This window comes from Hymenobacter humi, assembly GCF_042665855.1.
GTDB classification, from domain to species: domain Bacteria; phylum Bacteroidota; class Bacteroidia; order Cytophagales; family Hymenobacteraceae; genus Hymenobacter; species Hymenobacter humi.
Genome location: NZ_JBHTEK010000001.1, coordinates 60,447 through 76,076 on the forward strand (window position 1 = coordinate 60,447; position 15,630 = coordinate 76,076).

Annotated in this window: 9 protein-coding genes, 1 tRNA gene and 3 rRNA genes; all 13 read right to left on the reverse strand. The window is 56.1% G+C overall.

The annotated features are described in order from the left end of the window. Positions 1-406: 406 nt before the first annotated feature. The 13 genes from rodA to rpmH all read right to left on the reverse strand — a co-directional run bounded on the left by rodA (position 407) and on the right by rpmH (position 15,557). A complete protein-coding gene (gene rodA / locus ACFQT0_RS00395; protein ID WP_380205876.1) occupies positions 407-1,654 on the reverse strand; it encodes a rod shape-determining protein RodA in 1,248 nt (415 codons plus the stop codon). Between the two features lie 226 nt (positions 1,655-1,880). Beyond that, positions 1,881-1,992: ribosomal RNA gene (gene rrf / locus ACFQT0_RS00400) — 5S ribosomal RNA — on the reverse strand. Between the two features lie 105 nt (positions 1,993-2,097). Then, positions 2,098-5,017 (reverse strand): 23S ribosomal RNA (locus ACFQT0_RS00405). 195 nt (positions 5,018-5,212) lie between these two features. Further along, positions 5,213-5,286, reverse strand: a tRNA-Ile gene (locus ACFQT0_RS00410). A gap of 97 nt (positions 5,287-5,383) precedes the next feature. Beyond that, positions 5,384-6,896, reverse strand: a 16S ribosomal RNA gene (locus tag ACFQT0_RS00415). The 16S, 23S and 5S rRNA genes sit together here with 1 tRNA gene alongside, the layout of an rRNA operon. A 652-nt stretch (positions 6,897-7,548) precedes the next feature. After that, the gene (locus tag ACFQT0_RS00420) at positions 7,549-8,895 is read right to left on the reverse strand and encodes a serine hydrolase (protein ID WP_380199448.1); all 1,347 of its coding nucleotides are present in this window, start codon (positions 8,893-8,895) and stop codon (positions 7,549-7,551) included. Positions 8,896-8,962: 67 nt separating this feature from the next. Further along, positions 8,963-9,433, reverse strand: coding sequence for a hypothetical protein (locus tag ACFQT0_RS00425; protein ID WP_380199449.1), 471 nt, complete (start codon positions 9,431-9,433; stop codon positions 8,963-8,965). 853 nt (positions 9,434-10,286) lie between these two features. Then, positions 10,287-11,627, reverse strand: a complete 1,341-nt coding sequence (locus ACFQT0_RS00430) for an APC family permease (protein ID WP_380199451.1) — start codon at positions 11,625-11,627, stop codon at positions 10,287-10,289. Between the two features lie 147 nt (positions 11,628-11,774). After that, positions 11,775-12,302: a DUF2480 family protein gene (locus tag ACFQT0_RS00435; RefSeq protein ID WP_380199453.1), complete on the reverse strand. Its 528-nt coding sequence runs from the start codon at positions 12,300-12,302 to the stop codon at positions 11,775-11,777. Positions 12,303-12,386: 84 nt separating this feature from the next. Then, positions 12,387-13,085: a tRNA (adenosine(37)-N6)-threonylcarbamoyltransferase complex dimerization subunit type 1 TsaB gene (gene tsaB / locus ACFQT0_RS00440; RefSeq protein WP_380199455.1), complete on the reverse strand. Its 699-nt coding sequence runs from the start codon at positions 13,083-13,085 to the stop codon at positions 12,387-12,389. Between the two features lie 63 nt (positions 13,086-13,148). Further along, positions 13,149-14,843, reverse strand: coding sequence for a S41 family peptidase (locus tag ACFQT0_RS00445; RefSeq protein WP_380199457.1), 1,695 nt, complete (start codon positions 14,841-14,843; stop codon positions 13,149-13,151). A 27-nt stretch (positions 14,844-14,870) separates the two neighbouring features. Continuing rightward, positions 14,871-15,170, reverse strand: a complete 300-nt coding sequence (locus tag ACFQT0_RS00450) for a ribonuclease P protein component (protein WP_380199459.1) — start codon at positions 15,168-15,170, stop codon at positions 14,871-14,873. 228 nt (positions 15,171-15,398) lie between these two features. Further along, positions 15,399-15,557, reverse strand: a complete 159-nt coding sequence (gene rpmH, locus ACFQT0_RS00455; protein WP_046246180.1) for a 50S ribosomal protein L34 — start codon at positions 15,555-15,557, stop codon at positions 15,399-15,401. Positions 15,558-15,630 lie beyond the last annotated feature (73 nt).

Below are 15,630 nucleotides of genomic sequence, written 5' to 3' on the forward strand. Positions count from 1 at the left end.
GAGCCGGAAACGTGAGAATAAGAAGTATAGCTGCTCCCCAATTACGGGTGGCTGGGCGCTCCCGGCGGGCCCACCACCAACACCAGTGCTAGGTTGAGCAAGCTTACCAAGTTCTGCACTATCAACAGAATTAGCGGGTAATTATGAACGGCTCTTAGCGCTACTAAAGCGAGCGGATAGCCCGGCGGGCGTATCGTGAACTCCTGCATCGCTTGCCCTCGCGGCATGCTCCCCGGCCACGGCCTTGCATAAAGCTCTCCGTGCTGCCATACATTATGTGCCGCCTGCAAGTACCTGCCCGAGTCAGGGAAGGCCCAACTGCCCTGGTGCAACGCCCAGCCCAATGCCAGCGCGTGTGCTCCTACTAATATGGCCCATACCCACCCCGGCACTCGCCCACTCGCCATCAACGCAACAGGTCCTGCTTGCGGTAAGCGTCGAGCGCCAGCAGGCTAAACAGCAGAATGGTAAATGACCACAACGACGACCCACCGTAGCTAAAAAATGGCAGTGGAATTCCCACGACGGGCGCCAGGCCGATGGTCATTCCCATATTTACCGTGATGTGGAAGAACAGTACGCTGGCTACGCAATACCCGTAGGTTCGCCCAAAAACGGACTTCTGCCGCTCCGCTACATAGATGATGCGCAAAAGCAGCGTCATGTAGAGAGCAATCACTACAAAGCTGCCCATCCAGCCAAATTCTTCCCCGACAGTACAGAATATAAAATCTGTACTCTGTTCGGGCACAAAATCAAACTTCGTCTGCGTGCCTTGCAGGAAACCTTTGCCCACGAAGCCGCCCGACCCAATCGCAATTTTGCTTTGAGTCACGTTCCATCCCTTGCCCAATGGGTCAGCCGATGGATTAATCAATATCTCTATCCGCTGCCGCTGATGAGGCTGCAATACCTGATTATAGAAGAAATCAACCCCTACTACCATTCCCACCACTGCCACCCACACCCCCAGCGCTAGCGGCAAGTGGTGCCGTAGTATTCGCCGGTTAAGTCCCACAACTGCCACCAGTATTACTGTAAATGCCGCGACTAACCACAGCTTCGGCACTAGCAGGGCCAACAACAATATCACCGCACCTGCCGCGAGCAGAAGCAAAATCAATGGAGACATGCCTTCTCTAAAGTAGGCCAGCAGCAAAGCTCCAAATACCAATGCTTGGCCTGATTCATTGGAGGCAATAATCAGCAAAGGAGGCAGCAGCGTCAAACCAGCCAATACCAGTTGGTCCCGCCAATTCTGGTACCGCAGGTTGATACTAGCCATAAACCGGGATGCCGCCAACGCTGTGGTAAACTTGGCAAACTCCGCCGGCTGCAAGCGCACCGGCCCAAGTTCCAGCCACGAGCGTGACCCCGCAATGGGCCGCGCCACAAACATGGTGACCACTAGCAGCACAATCATGCCACCGTACATGGCATAAGCCAATGTATCGTAGGCTTTGTAATCTACCACCAAGAGCACCACTACCAGCACCACCGCTGTTGCAATCCACAATAACTGTTTAAACCAGTTGAAGGCCATAAGCTTGTCAAAGCTCAAGCTTCCCAGCGGATTTGACGGTGCCTCGGGCGAGTAGCTAGAAGCATAAATGCAAACCCATCCTATGCCGACCAGAACTACATAAAGCAGCACTGTCAACCAATCGATACTACGGCTATAACGTGCTGGTGAAACTTGCACAAATAATGACAACTAGATGCTTACACAAATTTACCACTTAAAACAGCATCTATCCTCTCTCCTAAGCTTATTGCCACCTGATAATCGTTTCAGATATAAGTGTGCTCATGCTTGTCGGCTTGGGGCGGGGTAAAAGCAAAACGCCTGCCGCTGGTGAAAGCGGCAGGCGTTACAAAAAGGTTGGCGGCGACCGACTCTCCCACCGGTGAAGGCAGTACCATAGGCGCACCGGGGCTTAACGGCTCTGTTCGGAATGGGAAGAGGTGAACACCCGGGCTAAAGCCACCATTGCTGGCGGGTCACTGCGTGTTCGTGCAGGACTCAATAACGTTGACATAAGGGGACAAAAACGAAGCGTGTGTTGCGCGCTCGACGAATGAATTCAATTGCTTGAAGTAGCGAAGCCCTCGGCCACTTAGTACGGCTCAGCTATTGCATTTCTGCTGGTTCACCTGCCGCCTATCCACGTCGTCATCTCCGACGGGCCTTCATATTGGGAAATCTCATCTCCAGGTGAGTTTCGCACTTAGATGCTTTCAGCGCTTATCTCGTCCCAGCGTAGCTACCCGGCGCTGCACCTGGCGGTACAACCGGCGCACCAGCGGCTGGTCCATCCCGGTCCTCTCGTACTAAGGACAGGTCCTGTCAAATTTCCAACGCCCACCACAGATAGGGACCGAACTGTCTCACGACGTTCTGAACCCAGCTCGCGTGCCACTTTAATCGGCGAACAGCCGAACCCTTGGGACCTTCTCCAGCCCCAGGACGTGACGAGCCGACATCGAGGTGCCAAACCTCCCCGTCGATATGAGCTCTTGGGGGAGATCAGCCTGTTATCCCCGGCGTACCTTTTATCCTTTGAGCGATGGCCCTTCCATGCGGAACCACCGGATCACTATATCCGTCTTTCGACCCTGCTCGGCTAGTCGGCCTCACAGTCAAGCCCGCTTCTGCTATTGCGCTCTGCGTACGGTTACCAAGCGTACTGAGCGGACCTTTGAAAGCCTCCGATACTCTTTTGGAGGCGACCACCCCAGTCAAACTACCCAGCAGCCACTGTCTCCTTCTTGGAAGGATTAGGCATCAGGCACGGCAAGGGCGGTATTTCAACGGTGGCTCCCCGAGAACTAGCGTCCCCGGCTCAGCGCCTCCCGCCTATGCTACACATGCCGAACCCAACACCAATGGCAACCTATAGTAAAGGTGCACGGGGTCTTTCCGTCCCGTGGCGGGTACTCGGCATCTTCACCGAGACTACAATTTCACCGAGCTCACGGCTGAGACAGCGCCCAGATCGTTACACCATTCGTGCAGGTCGGAACTTACCCGACAAGGAATTTCGCTACCTTAGGACCGTTATAGTTACGGCCGCCGTTTACCGGGGCTTCGATTCAAACCTTCGCAGCTTGCGCCACTAAGTTCCCCTCTTAACCTTCCGGCACCGGGCAGGTGTCAGGCCTTATACGTCCGCTTGCGCGTTAGCAAAGCCATGTGTTTTTGTTAAACAGTCGCCTGGGCCTTTTCACTGCGGCTTCTCGCATTGCTGCGAGGAAGCGACCCTTCTCCCGAAGTTACAGGTCCATTTTGCCGAGTTCCTTGGCCGTGATTCACTCGAGCGCCTCAGGATACTCTCCTTGACTACCTGTGTCGGTTTGCGGTACGGGTAATGTTAAAATTAAAACGCTTAGCAGGTTTTCTTGGCAGTCGGATTAGGCACACTATCCGCGTGTCCCGAAGGACGTGCGGTACTATCAGCTTTCGACAAGAGTGGCGTACTTAACTACCTCTCCTATATCTACGGCCTTCAACGGGCACTTCCGTCCGCCCGCGGTGCTTTCACTTCTGCGTCACTGCATCACTTTTTAACATTAGTACAGGAATATTAACCTGCTGTCCATCGAGTTCACCTTTCGGCTGCCCCTTAGGTCCCGACTAACCCAATTCCGATTAGCGTTGAATTGGAAACCTTAGTCTATCGGCGTGGGGGTTTCGCACCCCCATTATCGTTACTCATGCCTACATATGCTTTTCTCCACGCTCCAGCACGCCTGACGACGCACCTTCACCGCAAGGAGAATGCTCCCCTACCACGTAGCAGTCTTGCATGCTACATCCATTGCTTCGGTACTAGATTTGATGCCCGCGTATTATCGATGCCCGGTCGCTCGACCAGTGAGCTGTTACGCACTCTTTAAAGGAATGGCTGCTTCCAAGCCAACCTCCTGGCTGTCAAAGCAACTGGACCTCCTTTGTTCAACTTAATCTAGATTTAGGGACCTTAGCAGATGGTCTGGGTTCTTTCCCTCTCGGCCGGGGACCTTAGCACCCCAGGCCTCACTGCCGTGTATAGCCGCTGGCATTCGGAGTTCATCAGGATTCGGTAGGCTCTGACACCCCCTAGTCCTATTGGTAGCTCTACCTCCAACGACCTCACCACGACGCTGTACCTCAATACATTTCGGGGAGTACGAGCTATTTCTCAGTTTGATTGGCCTTTCACCCCTACCCACAAGTCATCGAAATCCTTTTCAACGGAAACTCGTTCGGTCCTCCAGTGCGTGTTACCGCACCTTCAACCTGCTCATGGGTAGCTCACCAAGTTTCGCGTCTACCCCCCGACTCCGCGCCCTGTTCAGACTCGCTTTCGCTGCGGCTCCGCGACTACAATCGCTTAACCTTGCCGGGGAGGAGTAACTCGTAGGCTCATTATGCAAAAGGCACGCTATCAGGCCACAAAAGCCCTCTAACTGCTTGTAAGCACACGGTTTCAGGTTCTTTTCACTCCGGTATTCCCGGTTCTTTTCACCTTTCCCTCACGGTACTAGTTCACTATCGGTGTCTGAGGAGTATGTAGCCTTAGCGGATGGTGCCGCTCGCTTCAGACGGGGTTTCTCCGGCCCCGCCCTACTCAGGGTATCGCTACCGTGAATCAGAATTGTCGCTTACCGGGCTCTCACCGTCTCTGGCACTGTTTCCCAACAGCTTCAGCTAACTCGATTCAATCAGATGTCGCGACCCTACAACCCCGGACTGGCCGTAACCAACCCGGTTTGGGCTCCTCCCCGTTCGCTCGCCACTACTTGGGGAATCATTGTTATTTTCTTTTCCTGCCGGTACTTAGATGTTTCAGTTCCCGGCGTTTGCCACCGCTCGTCAAGCGAGTCGGTTCCTGCCTCTTCCAGGCAGGGGTTGCCCCATTCGGAAATGCGCGGATCACAGAGTATGTGCCTCTCCCCACGCCTTATCGCAGCTTATCGCGTCCTTCGTCGCCTCTCAGACCCTAGGCATCCCCCGTGTGCTCTTGCTTACTTCGCTTTCGTATCGCTACTCTATTGCTAGAGTTGTGCTTGTCTGTTGCCAGACCAAGCGCGCTACGCTTCGTTTTTGTTACCCCTTACGTCAAAGAACGTTTGTCATTCTGGTGTTTAATGACATCGTAGAAGAATGCCTATTGCATTCGTCTAATTATTGCTGAATCCCGAACCTTTCAGACCACCTGGGTAAACCAAGTGGGCCTGCGTGGACTCGAACCACGGACCTCTACATTATCAGTGTAGCGCTCTAACCACCTGAGCTACAAGCCCGTATTCGGATTCAAAAATTATTTGAATGAAGGAAAAGACAAACGGTGTGACAACCGTAACATACTATTATAAAAACTCACGAGTCGAACTGCTCCAGAAAGGAGGTGATCCAGCCGCACCTTCCGGTACGGCTACCTTGTTACGACTTAGCCCTAGTTACCTGTTCTACCCTAACCGGCTTCTGTGACGAGCACCGGCTTCAGGTCTACCAAACTTCCATGGCTTGACGGGCGGTGTGTACAAGGCCCGGGAACGTATTCACCGCGTCATTGCTGATACGCGATTACTAGTGATTCCAGCTTCACGGAGTCGAGTTGCAGACTCCGATCCGAACTGAGAACGGCTTTTCGGGATTGGCGCACCATCGCTGGTTGGCAACCCGCTGTACCGTCCATTGTAGCACGTGTGTAGCCCTAGGCGTAAGGGCCATGATGACCTGACGTCGTCCCCGCCTTCCTCACTGCTTGCGCAGGCAGTCTGTCTAGAGTCCCCGCCATTACGCGCTGGCAACTAAACATAGGGGTTGCGCTCGTTGCGGGACTTAACCCAACACCTCACGGCACGAGCTGACGACGGCCATGCAGCACCTTGCTTTGTGTCCCGAAGGAAAGCCCCATCTCTGGGGCGGTCACGCGCATTCTAGCCTAGGTAAGGTTCCTCGCGTATCATCGAATTAAACCACATGCTCCACCACTTGTGCGGGCCCCCGTCAATTCTTTTGAGTTTCACCCTTGCGGGCGTACTCCCCAGGTGGGATACTTAACGCTTTCGCTAAGCCACCGACATTGTATCGCCGGCAGCGAGTATCCATCGTTTACGGCGTGGACTACCAGGGTATCTAATCCTGTTCGCTCCCCACGCTTTCGTGCCTCAGCGTCAGTTACAGTCTAGGCAGCTGCCTTCGCAATCGGGGTTCTGGATGGTATCTATGCATTTCACCGCTACACCATCCATTCCGCCACCCTCGTCTGTACTCAAGCCGTCCAGTTTCCAGGGCAGTTCCACTGTTGAGCAGTGGGCTTTCACCCCGGACTTAAACGGCCGCCTACGCACCCTTTAAACCCAATAAATCCGGACAACGCTTGCACCCTCCGTATTACCGCGGCTGCTGGCACGGAGTTAGCCGGTGCTTATTCACCAGGTACCGTCGTCGACCCACGCATGAGTCTTATTCTTCCCTGGCAAAAGCAGTTTACGACTCAGAAAGCCTTCATCCTGCACGCGGCATGGCTGGGTCAGGCTCTCGCCCATTGCCCAATATTCCCTACTGCTGCCTCCCGTAGGAGTCGGGCCCGTATCTCAGTGCCCGTGTGGGGGACCAGCCTCTCAGCTCCCCTAGCCATCGTCGCCTTGGTGGGCCGTTACCCCCCAACTAGCTAATGGCACGCAACCCCATCCAATTCCAATAAATCTTTAACCACTGTATGATGCCATACTATGGTCTTATGCGGTATTAATCCGCCTTTCGGCGGGCTATCCCCCAGAACTGGGTAGGTTGGTTACGCGTTACGCACCCGTGCGCCACTATGGTATTGCTACCACCGTTCGACTTGCATGTATTAGGCCTGCCGCTAGCGTTCATCCTGAGCCAAGATCAAACTCTCCATTGTAAAATGTTCTACACCCATCCGAAGACGGGCTGATGTCGAGTGCGAATCCGACTCGTATTTGACGAGTTTTTATTCAATGTTACGTTTGGTTGTCAACTTGCCGAAGCAAGTCTTACCATTTGTCTTTTCCAAGCATTCAAAGAACGTCTGCCCGCCCCATTTGAGCGAACCGTGGGGCCTTGCGACCGGTACCTTTCTCCTCTTCGTCCCCCCTTCTTTCGTTTTGGGAGTGCAAAGCTAAGAAGAAATTTTGAATTGACAAGCTTTCGTAGGAAGTTTTTAAGTTTTTTCCTGTTTCGCTTTTCAAGCCTTTCCGCCTCCTATCGAAGCGGGGTGCAAAGGTACGGCACTTTTTTCGGCTTTTGCAACCTCTTTCGAAAATAACTTTTCTAGGACTTTGCTCAGGCAGCACGAGGGGTAAGACAACTAAACCACCTGTGAAGTTCCGCAACTCTCAATTTTCTTCAGAAGCTTTCTGATTTGAAGAACCCAATGTCCGTTTGACGATTTGGGACTGCAAAAGTAGTGGTTTTTTCGGGGCAGAAAAGAGCTGCGCTAATGTTTTTACTCATTGAAGCCCGCAGTAGAGGCTTTCGGTTCGAGGGTCGTTTATAAATCAGTCACTTACCCATGTCACTTTCTTTGAGATTTTTTAACGGGTCGGTTCAGATGCGAAGAACTCGGCCAGGTTGGGGCGGAACTGGCGGGGCCGCTGGGATTCGTATTGCTGAATGGAGCGACCGAGTTGGGCTAGGAATGGCAAACCAATGGAGTCGTATTCGTAGGCCCCATCGTTAATGATGCCGTCACGGTTGACGTACAGTACGGCGCTAAGCATGAATTCGGACTGGTGGAGGGAATCGGCGAAGTAGGCGACGTCGGCGAGGTAGCCGTGCGACATGCCCACTACATTATAGATGTGCAGGGTGGATTGGCGGGGAAGCGTGGGGCGGCGGCCGTAGTAGAGGTACTTCTTATAAGCGTCGAAGTAGCGCGATGCGGCGTAGGGATGGAAGCCGGACTGATGCGGGGTGGCGTGGAGGTAGCGACGCAGAAAGGCGTAATCGGTCGGGGTTAGGTTAAACCGCTGGCTTGGGGCAACGGAGGCCGGGAACAGAATGCTCTGAAGCAGCGCGGTGATATCGGTCAGGGGAAGATGGTTGGCCGTAGTGAAATCGTAGGGCTCGGGGATAATGCGGCCACCGGCTTGGTGGGCGCGGCCTTTGAGGACCCGGCCGAGGGGACTGGCGTAGGGGATTGGGTTGAATTGGGCTGGCACCTTATATAAGGTGTCGCCTTGGCGGGTGTGAAAGCCGATGGGATTGGTGTGGCGGTTGGCCGTGGTATCGCAGGGGGCGAAGCGGCGGGTGATGCGGGCGTTGGGGTAACCAAGCTGGGCGAGGCGGTCGTTGAGGGGACGCTGGCCCAGGAATTCGTAGAGGCGGTTGTAGGCGAGGTTATCACTCACCAGCAGCATTCGCTTGATATAGTTGCCGACGGTGGCGGCCTGGTCGGAATCGGCGGGAGCGGCAAAGCGGACGGGGGTTTGGCAGCGGAAGGCGGTGCCGGTGGCCATGATAGTGCGGCGGTTCACTCCGGGCTTATTGAGCTGATTCAGCTTTTCGAGGGCGAGAGCGGCCACCGGGAGCTTGACCAGGCTGGCGGGGTTGAAGTATTGGCGGGGGTTGAGGTGGTAGGTGTGGGGAGTGAAGGTGGGCCGATTTTGGGCGTCGCGGTTGATTTGGGTGTAGATAATCTGGAGCTCGTAGGTATCGGGGCGGGCTAGCACTTGGGCTAACTGCGGATTGGCGTGGAGCAGGCTGTCCAGTAAGGGCGAGTCGGGGGAAGTTTCGCCCTCTCCCCTTCCCTCTTTACCATATAGAAGGGGCTCCAGACGTGTAGTAGTGGCCTGAGCTGCCAAAGCGGCGATAAGCAGCGCAAAGGCCACTCCTATTATATAGTAGTATCGATAAACGCGCAATGGATTGGTTAATTTCATAGCAGCCAGAAACAAAAAGGGCCGTGGTGTTGCCACCACGGCCCTGGGAGGCAGTTATTATGGAGAACTAGTCGGCCAATGGGATGAGGCGGCGGGCCAGGAGGAGATTGGAGTCGGTTTGGCGCCAGTTGTAGCCGGTGCCGAAGGGCAGGGCTTTGGGACGGTGGAGGGTGTCAGTATAGGCAGCGGTGAGTTCGGGCTGGTAGTGCTTGGCGAACAGGTTGATGGGGCGCTTGTAGGTGCCGTAGTAGTTGAACTGCCAGGCGCCTTTTTGAAAGAACTTCATGGCGATGCCGGAATCGTCCTGCAGGATGTAGCGGCTGTGGCGCAACACCAAGCGGCGAACCTCGCTGAAATAAAGTTTGTGCATGAGATACGTGGCCGACTTGACGTAGGTGGTCAGCGGGCCCAGGGAACGCACAAACTGAATGGGCGCGGGCTTGACCTGCAGGCCGTGGTTGCTGAGGTCGGTGGAAAAGTAATAGACGGTCTTGGGCTGGCCGTCGGGGCCGCGCAGCTTCATTTCGACGCCGGGCACGGATTTCGGGTGGGCGGCCTGGGTCGTATCGGTGGGCGCGTCGGTGAGTTGGCCGGTGGCGTCGAGCCTGCACGGGGCGGATAGCCGTGATTAGATTGCCGGTGCGCGCGGCGAAGAGCATCATCAGCGGCAGGGCGCCGTCGAGCTCTACGGACTTCAGGTCCACGGCCATGTCATTAGTCCGGAAAAAGCTGAAATTGAGCACCGACCAGAGCGAGGCTTTGACGGCGGGAAACAGCTTGGGGTTTTCCAGAGAAGCGCGGGCCGGTACGCTGCCCACGGGCTCGAGGCCCATCAGCACGTAGGTCTGGCTGGTGGGGAACATCGTGAAGACGTTCAGGAAATCGGGGCCGCTGAAGGGGTAAAAGATGGTGGGGCTGTTGCGGTGCACTTCGTCCAGCTCGGTGCTGGCCCACTTGGTCATGCTGGTGGTGTGGGTGGCGCGGTATTTAGCCCAACTTTTGTCCTGGTCGGTGGCGAAGGCCTGCCAGGCGGGTTGCTCGGCAAGCTTGGTGAGGTCACTGTGCTGGCTGGGGCGCTGGCCGCCGAGAAAGGACGCGACGTCCTGGGCGTACGCAGTATCCGGCGCGGTGAGGCGATTGGGACGCGTGGCAGCAGTTGGAGTTGCGGGTTTGGTGGAATCCATGGCCTCGGCCGTAGAAGCCATGGTTTCTTCGGCGGCAGGCGCGGTTTTAGAAACCGTTTCGGTCTTAGTGTTCGACTCGGAGCAAGCGGTGAGCAGAAGCAAAGCGGCCGGCAGGAACCGAAGCGCAGCGGTGCGGAAATACATTATATAGTAGTGTATTAAAAACAACCGGCAGCAGAGAATGAAGCCGGCAGATGATGCCGCAAGTTACGGCAGGGCTTTAGCCTTGGGCACCGGCACGGGGCGAGCAGTGCGCATGGCCAGGAAGTACACCAGCAGCCCCACGCCCAAAGTAGCCAGGCCGTAGAGCGACTCGGTAGGTTTGTCGCGCAGAATAAATGCCAGCGTCCAGCCACTCAAGCCCAGAAAGATGAGGGGCGTGATGGGGTAGCCCCACGCGCGGTACGGGCGCTCCAAGTCCGGCCGGCGCCACCGGAGGACAAACAGGCCCAGCACGGTGAGGAACGTAAATAGGTTGAGCACAAAGCCCGCGTAAACCAATACTTCCTTGAAGCTGGGCTTAAGCACAAAAGCCAGAGTGATGACTGTTTGGAGCAGGAGCGCTCGCACGGGGATGCCGGCACGGCTGCGCGGAGCCAGCCAGCGCAAGGCCGGGATGTCCTCCCCCATCGTTTGGACGATGCGGGGACCGGCGAAAATCATGGAACTGATGGTGGAAACGAGCAAGGCCGCGATTACACCTCCCATCAGCCGACCACCGAAAGGGCCAAAAAGTGAAGTTGCCGCCACAAAGCCGACTTCTACCTGCCCATTCAGCCCGGCCAGCGGCGTGGAGCGAAGGAACACATAGTTGAGCCCTACATATAATAGGAGCACAACGGTAGTCCCGGCCAGCAGGATGCGCGAGAGGTTGCGCTTGGGATTTTCGATTTCGCCGGTGACGTACACTGCGGCGTTCCAACCGGAGTAGGCGTAGCTCACATAAACCAGCGAAACGGCGAAAGTTGGGCTGAGCATCGCCTGCCAACCGGCCGCATCGGGCAGGAAGCTGAGAGGCTGCCCCTCTCCTACTACCATGCCGGCACCGATGAAAACCACCAGCACCACCACTTTCAGGGCGGTGATAATTACCTGCATCCGGCTACCGATGCGGGTGCTGCTGCCATGAACAACAGTTAAGAAGAGCACCACGGCTACCGAAAGCCAGGTGGGCTGCAGCGTGGGAAACAGGCTCTTGGCGTATTCACCCAGCGCCAACGCAGCCAGGGCCGTGGGGGCCGCAAAGCCGACGGTGGCCGATACCCAGCCCGATAGGAAACCCAGCGCGGGGTGATAAATCTGGCTCAGGTAATGGTACTCGCCGCCCGAGCGAGGCATGGCGGCGGCCAGTTCGCCGTAGCACACAGCCCCGCACAGCGCAATAAGCCCCCCAACTAACCACAGCATCAGCAGCGCGAAACCGCTTTGGATGCCCATCACCTGAAATCCCAAGCTGGTAAAAACGCCCGTGCCCACCATGTTGGCGATGACGATGGCCGCGCCGGTGAGGAAGGTGATTTTGTAAGGAGCGTTGAGCGAGGAGGGCATACTGAGGAACTTAACTCCTCAAAGATGCGGGCATCTGCCGGGATTACTGGTCAGTAAGCCCTGTGTGTAGTCTTGGCATTGATGCTACAACGACTGCTTGAACTGGGTTAATAGCTCCACGTAGCGTTAGGAATTACCCGTTTTAGCTCAAGCCGGTTCGCTACTTACTTTGGGCTTTTTGTAGAGGGGCACGGTGCTGCACGGCTCTCCGTACATGATGCTGCTGGCGACTGGAAGCAGCTTTTGCATGATGGCTACGTAGGCGTAAGTGGGCACGGGCACGTTGCCGCAACCTTTTACTACCACCTTGGCATCGCGGTATTCTTCCGCGTCGATGGCGGCAATGGCTTCCTGAAACAAGGCTTGCTCCAATGCTTCCAGATTGCCGAACACGTAGCGGTGGGCGTGGTTTTGCAGCTTGGTGGCGAGCAGCATGTAGGCCCAAGTGGGCACGATGGCATCGGCCGAGCAGATGATGGCCACGTTCTTGCCGTTGTATTGCGCCCAATCGTTGGTTTTGATGAACTCGCGGAAATCCTTTTCGCGCAGGATGAGCCCGTGGAAGAGGTTTTCCTTGATGTCGTACACCACCCGCTCGCCGGGATGAATGAATTCTTCCAGATTCAGGGTAACGAGGCCGCTATTGGCGACGCGGTTGACGAAGAGGGGTTCCATAGTTAGTGCGATGTAGCGCGAACTTTGTAGTTCGCGTGCCAGAACGATGCGAGAGGCGCGGGAACGCGAACTACAAAGTTCGCGCTACTTGCTTTTCGGCGTAGTGGTGTATACTTCTTTTAAATAAAACGGCTCGTAATAGGCCACGTCCTGGAATTCCTGGCGGTGGTACGCACCTACAGCCAGCGCCCCTACAGATATGGCCGATGGCTCAATGCCCGTTAGAAAACCAGCGTGGAGATGCTCGCCTAGCAGCGCCTGAAACTTCGTAGCGCCGTGGCCAAAGAATAACACGGAATGGTGGGCCAATTGTTCGGCCAGCGTGTCGGCGTCCAGCAGAAGCGGCGTTGGCGCCAGCACTTCCTGCCCTTCGTGGGTGTAAAGAGCAGCGTAGACTTCCATGCGCCGGGCATCCAGCATCGGGCAATACAGGAAATTCTCGGGTGAAGCGGTGCCAGCGGCTACTTGGGCTGCCAGCGCGCGCAGCGTGCTAATAGCTATTAAGGGAATGTCCAGCGCAAAGCACAAGCCCTTGGCCGCGGCACCGCCAATGCGCAGACCTGTATAAGAACCAGGCCCGTCGCTCACCGCAATAGCCGCAAGGTCGCTCAACTGATGGCCCGTATTTTCGAGCAGCTGCTCAATCAAGACGGTGAGGTGGGTGGAGTGCGACTTATCAAGTCGCAGTTCAGATTGCCCAACCAGAGAGCAGTCGGCTATTCGGTGCAGGGCAACGGAGCAGACTGGGGACGATGTTTCGAGAGAAAGAAGGAGCGTCGGCATTTGGAGTTACACAAAAAAGCAGACCCTACGAGAGTCTGCTTTTCGTTTGATTGAGCAAAATTACTACCGAGTTCCGGTCGACTTCCTAGCGCTGGCAGCCTGCCCGGTGGGTTTGAGCAGCGCTGAGTAGCGGTTGGGGTCATTGAGCACGGCCACGGCCGCGATGATGTTGGGGTCGTCGTCGAAACCGGCTTCGGTGCGACCTTTCTCGAAGTAGTAGCGCGACACGATTTCCTGCTCCAGCAGCTCTTTGATTTCGGGTTTGAAGCGCTGCAGGTCATTGGCCTTGTTCACGGTGATTTTCTTGCGAACGGCTTCGAGCTCGGCCTTTACGTCGTCGAAGTGCTTCTCTTCTTTTACCTTTTTGCCAAGGTCGGCGAGGGCCTTTTCGGCGTCGGTGCTATAGCTCAGGTTTTTGCCCTGGAGGTAGTTCACGAACTTCTGGTAATCGATATCAGTCAGCTTGAAGGCACGGGCCGGCAGAATCGAAGCGTGCTCGGCGCGGAAGCGCGTGGCGTAATCGAAGAGGTAGCTTTTCTGGAGCAGAATGCGCGTGATGTCAGCAATTTCGCGGTCCTGTACCTCAATGTCGGGAGCTACGCCGCCGCCATCGTACACGGTACGGCCAGCAGTGGTTTTAAAAGCTGTACGCAGGGAATCGGGAAATTTGCCGAGCGAGCCGTCGTCGCCACGGTGGGCATAGTCAATTTCCTGAATGCACCGGCCGCTGGGGATGTAGTACTTGGCGGTAGTCACCTTCAGCTGCGAGTTGTAGCTCAACGGCCGGGTGGCCTGCACCAGGCCTTTGCCGAAGGTGCGCTCGCCAACCAGCACGGCGCGGTCGTAATCCTGCAACACGCCCGACACGATTTCGGAAGCCGAAGCCGAGCGGCTCGACGTGATGATGGCCAGCGGAATCTGGGTGTCGAGGGGCTGGTCGAGGGCTTTGTAGGTTTTATTCCACTCGGTCACCTTGCCTTTGGTGCTCACCACGTCCAGGCCTTTGTCGATGAAGAGGTTGGAAATATTCACCGCTTCGTTGAGCAAACCGCCGGGGTTATCCCGAATGTCGAACACGATTTTCTTCGCGCCCTGCTCTTTGAGCTTGTTCACGGCTGTGCGCACTTCCCGGCCCGCATCGACGGTAAATCCGCCGAGCTGGAAGTAGCCCACGTCGCCGGAAATCATGCCGGTATACGGTACGTTGTCTACCTGAATCCGGTCACGGGTGATATCGATTTGCACGGGTTTGTCCTGCCCGTAGCGAGTCACCAGTAGCTTCACCACCGAATTGGCCTGGCCCTTGAGCAGCTTGCTGATATCGGAGTTGCTCTTTTTATCCACCACCACGCCGTTGATGTCGAGGATTTCGTCGCCGGGGAGCAGGCCGGCTTTTTGAGCTGGATAGCCTTCATAGGCAGTTTGTACCACGGTTTTGCCGTTGCGCTTCACCACCGACGCCCCGATGCCCCCGTACTGGCCGGTGGTCATGGTGCGGAAGTCTTCGATGTCGTCTTCCGGAATGTAGTTGGTGTAAGGGTCGAGCGAGCGCAACATGCCGTCGATGCCCGTTTTCACCAGCTTGGCGGGCGTTATCTCGTCCACGTAGTAGGTATTCACCTCCTTAAACAAGGTGACGAAGATGTCCATGTTCTTGGCAATCTCAAAGTACCGCTCGTTGTCGGAAGCAGCCCGGAAAGACACCAAGCCCAGCGTACCTAAGGCCAGGGTAGCGAGTAGTTTTTTACGGATAGTCATAAAAATACAAGTAGCAAGTAGGCGAATCTACGGGGCGGGCGGCGGAGCGGACGACCCTGCCGTTGTGCCTGATAAACGATGGATTGCGGAAATTAATTTTTTCCACCAACGATAGAGGACTTTTTCCTTACCCGTGAAGATAATACCTAGAAGAGCGACTTGATGCCCGCCGGGTTGCTCCACCAACCGATATTTATTGAGCCGGTACGCCTCCCGAATCAGCCGTTTGAGGCGGTTGCGGTCGACGGCCCGCTTGAAGGTGCGCTTGCTCACGCTGATGAGCACCTGCGGCGGCGCGGCCGTGGGCGCCGGGCTGGCCACCCACACAATGCGCAGGGGATAAACGCCAAAGAGGAACCCTGCTTGCTAAAAAGCTCTTCGATGAGCTTCTTGCGACACAGGTGTTCCTCTTTCGGGAAGGTATAGCGCCGCGGGGGCGCTGTTCCGGTAACCGCAGCCCCCGGCTCCTTCTCCGGTGGAGAGGGCGAGCCCGGCGATTGTGGTTCTTGCATAAAGTGAGCTATTAGCTAACAGCTTTCAGCTAATAGCCTACTGCTAGCGCTTGTGCTTGCCTTCGTCGGATACGGTGAGGCGCTTGCGGCCTTTGGCGCGGCGGCGGGCCAGCACGTTACGGCCGTTGGCGGTTTCCATGCGGAGACGGAAGCCGTGCTTGTTAACACGCTTGCGCTTCGAAGGCTGATAGGTACGTTTCATGGTAAGTCTAGTTTCGAGTTGGGCCGGCAAAGGTACGGGCTTTCTCTGGAAAAGGCAAGGTCCTCAGCCACTT

What these genes read in the sequence shown, in the direction of transcription:
- ACFQT0_RS00420 (WP_380199448.1), bottom strand. Translation starts at nt 8,895, where the DNA reads ATGAAATTAACCAATCCATTGCGCGTTTATCGATACTACTATATAATA.
- ACFQT0_RS00435 (WP_380199453.1), bottom strand. Translation starts at nt 12,302, where the DNA reads ATGGAACCCCTCTTCGTCAACCGCGTCGCCAATAGCGGCCTCGTTACC.
- tsaB (WP_380199455.1), bottom strand. Translation starts at nt 13,085, where the DNA reads ATGCCGACGCTCCTTCTTTCTCTCGAAACATCGTCCCCAGTCTGCTCC.
- ACFQT0_RS00430 (WP_380199451.1), bottom strand. Translation starts at nt 11,627, where the DNA reads ATGCCCTCCTCGCTCAACGCTCCTTACAAAATCACCTTCCTCACCGGC.
- rpmH (WP_046246180.1), bottom strand. Translation starts at nt 15,557, where the DNA reads ATGAAACGTACCTATCAGCCTTCGAAGCGCAAGCGTGTTAACAAGCAC.
- ACFQT0_RS00445 (WP_380199457.1), bottom strand. Translation starts at nt 14,843, where the DNA reads ATGACTATCCGTAAAAAACTACTCGCTACCCTGGCCTTAGGTACGCTG.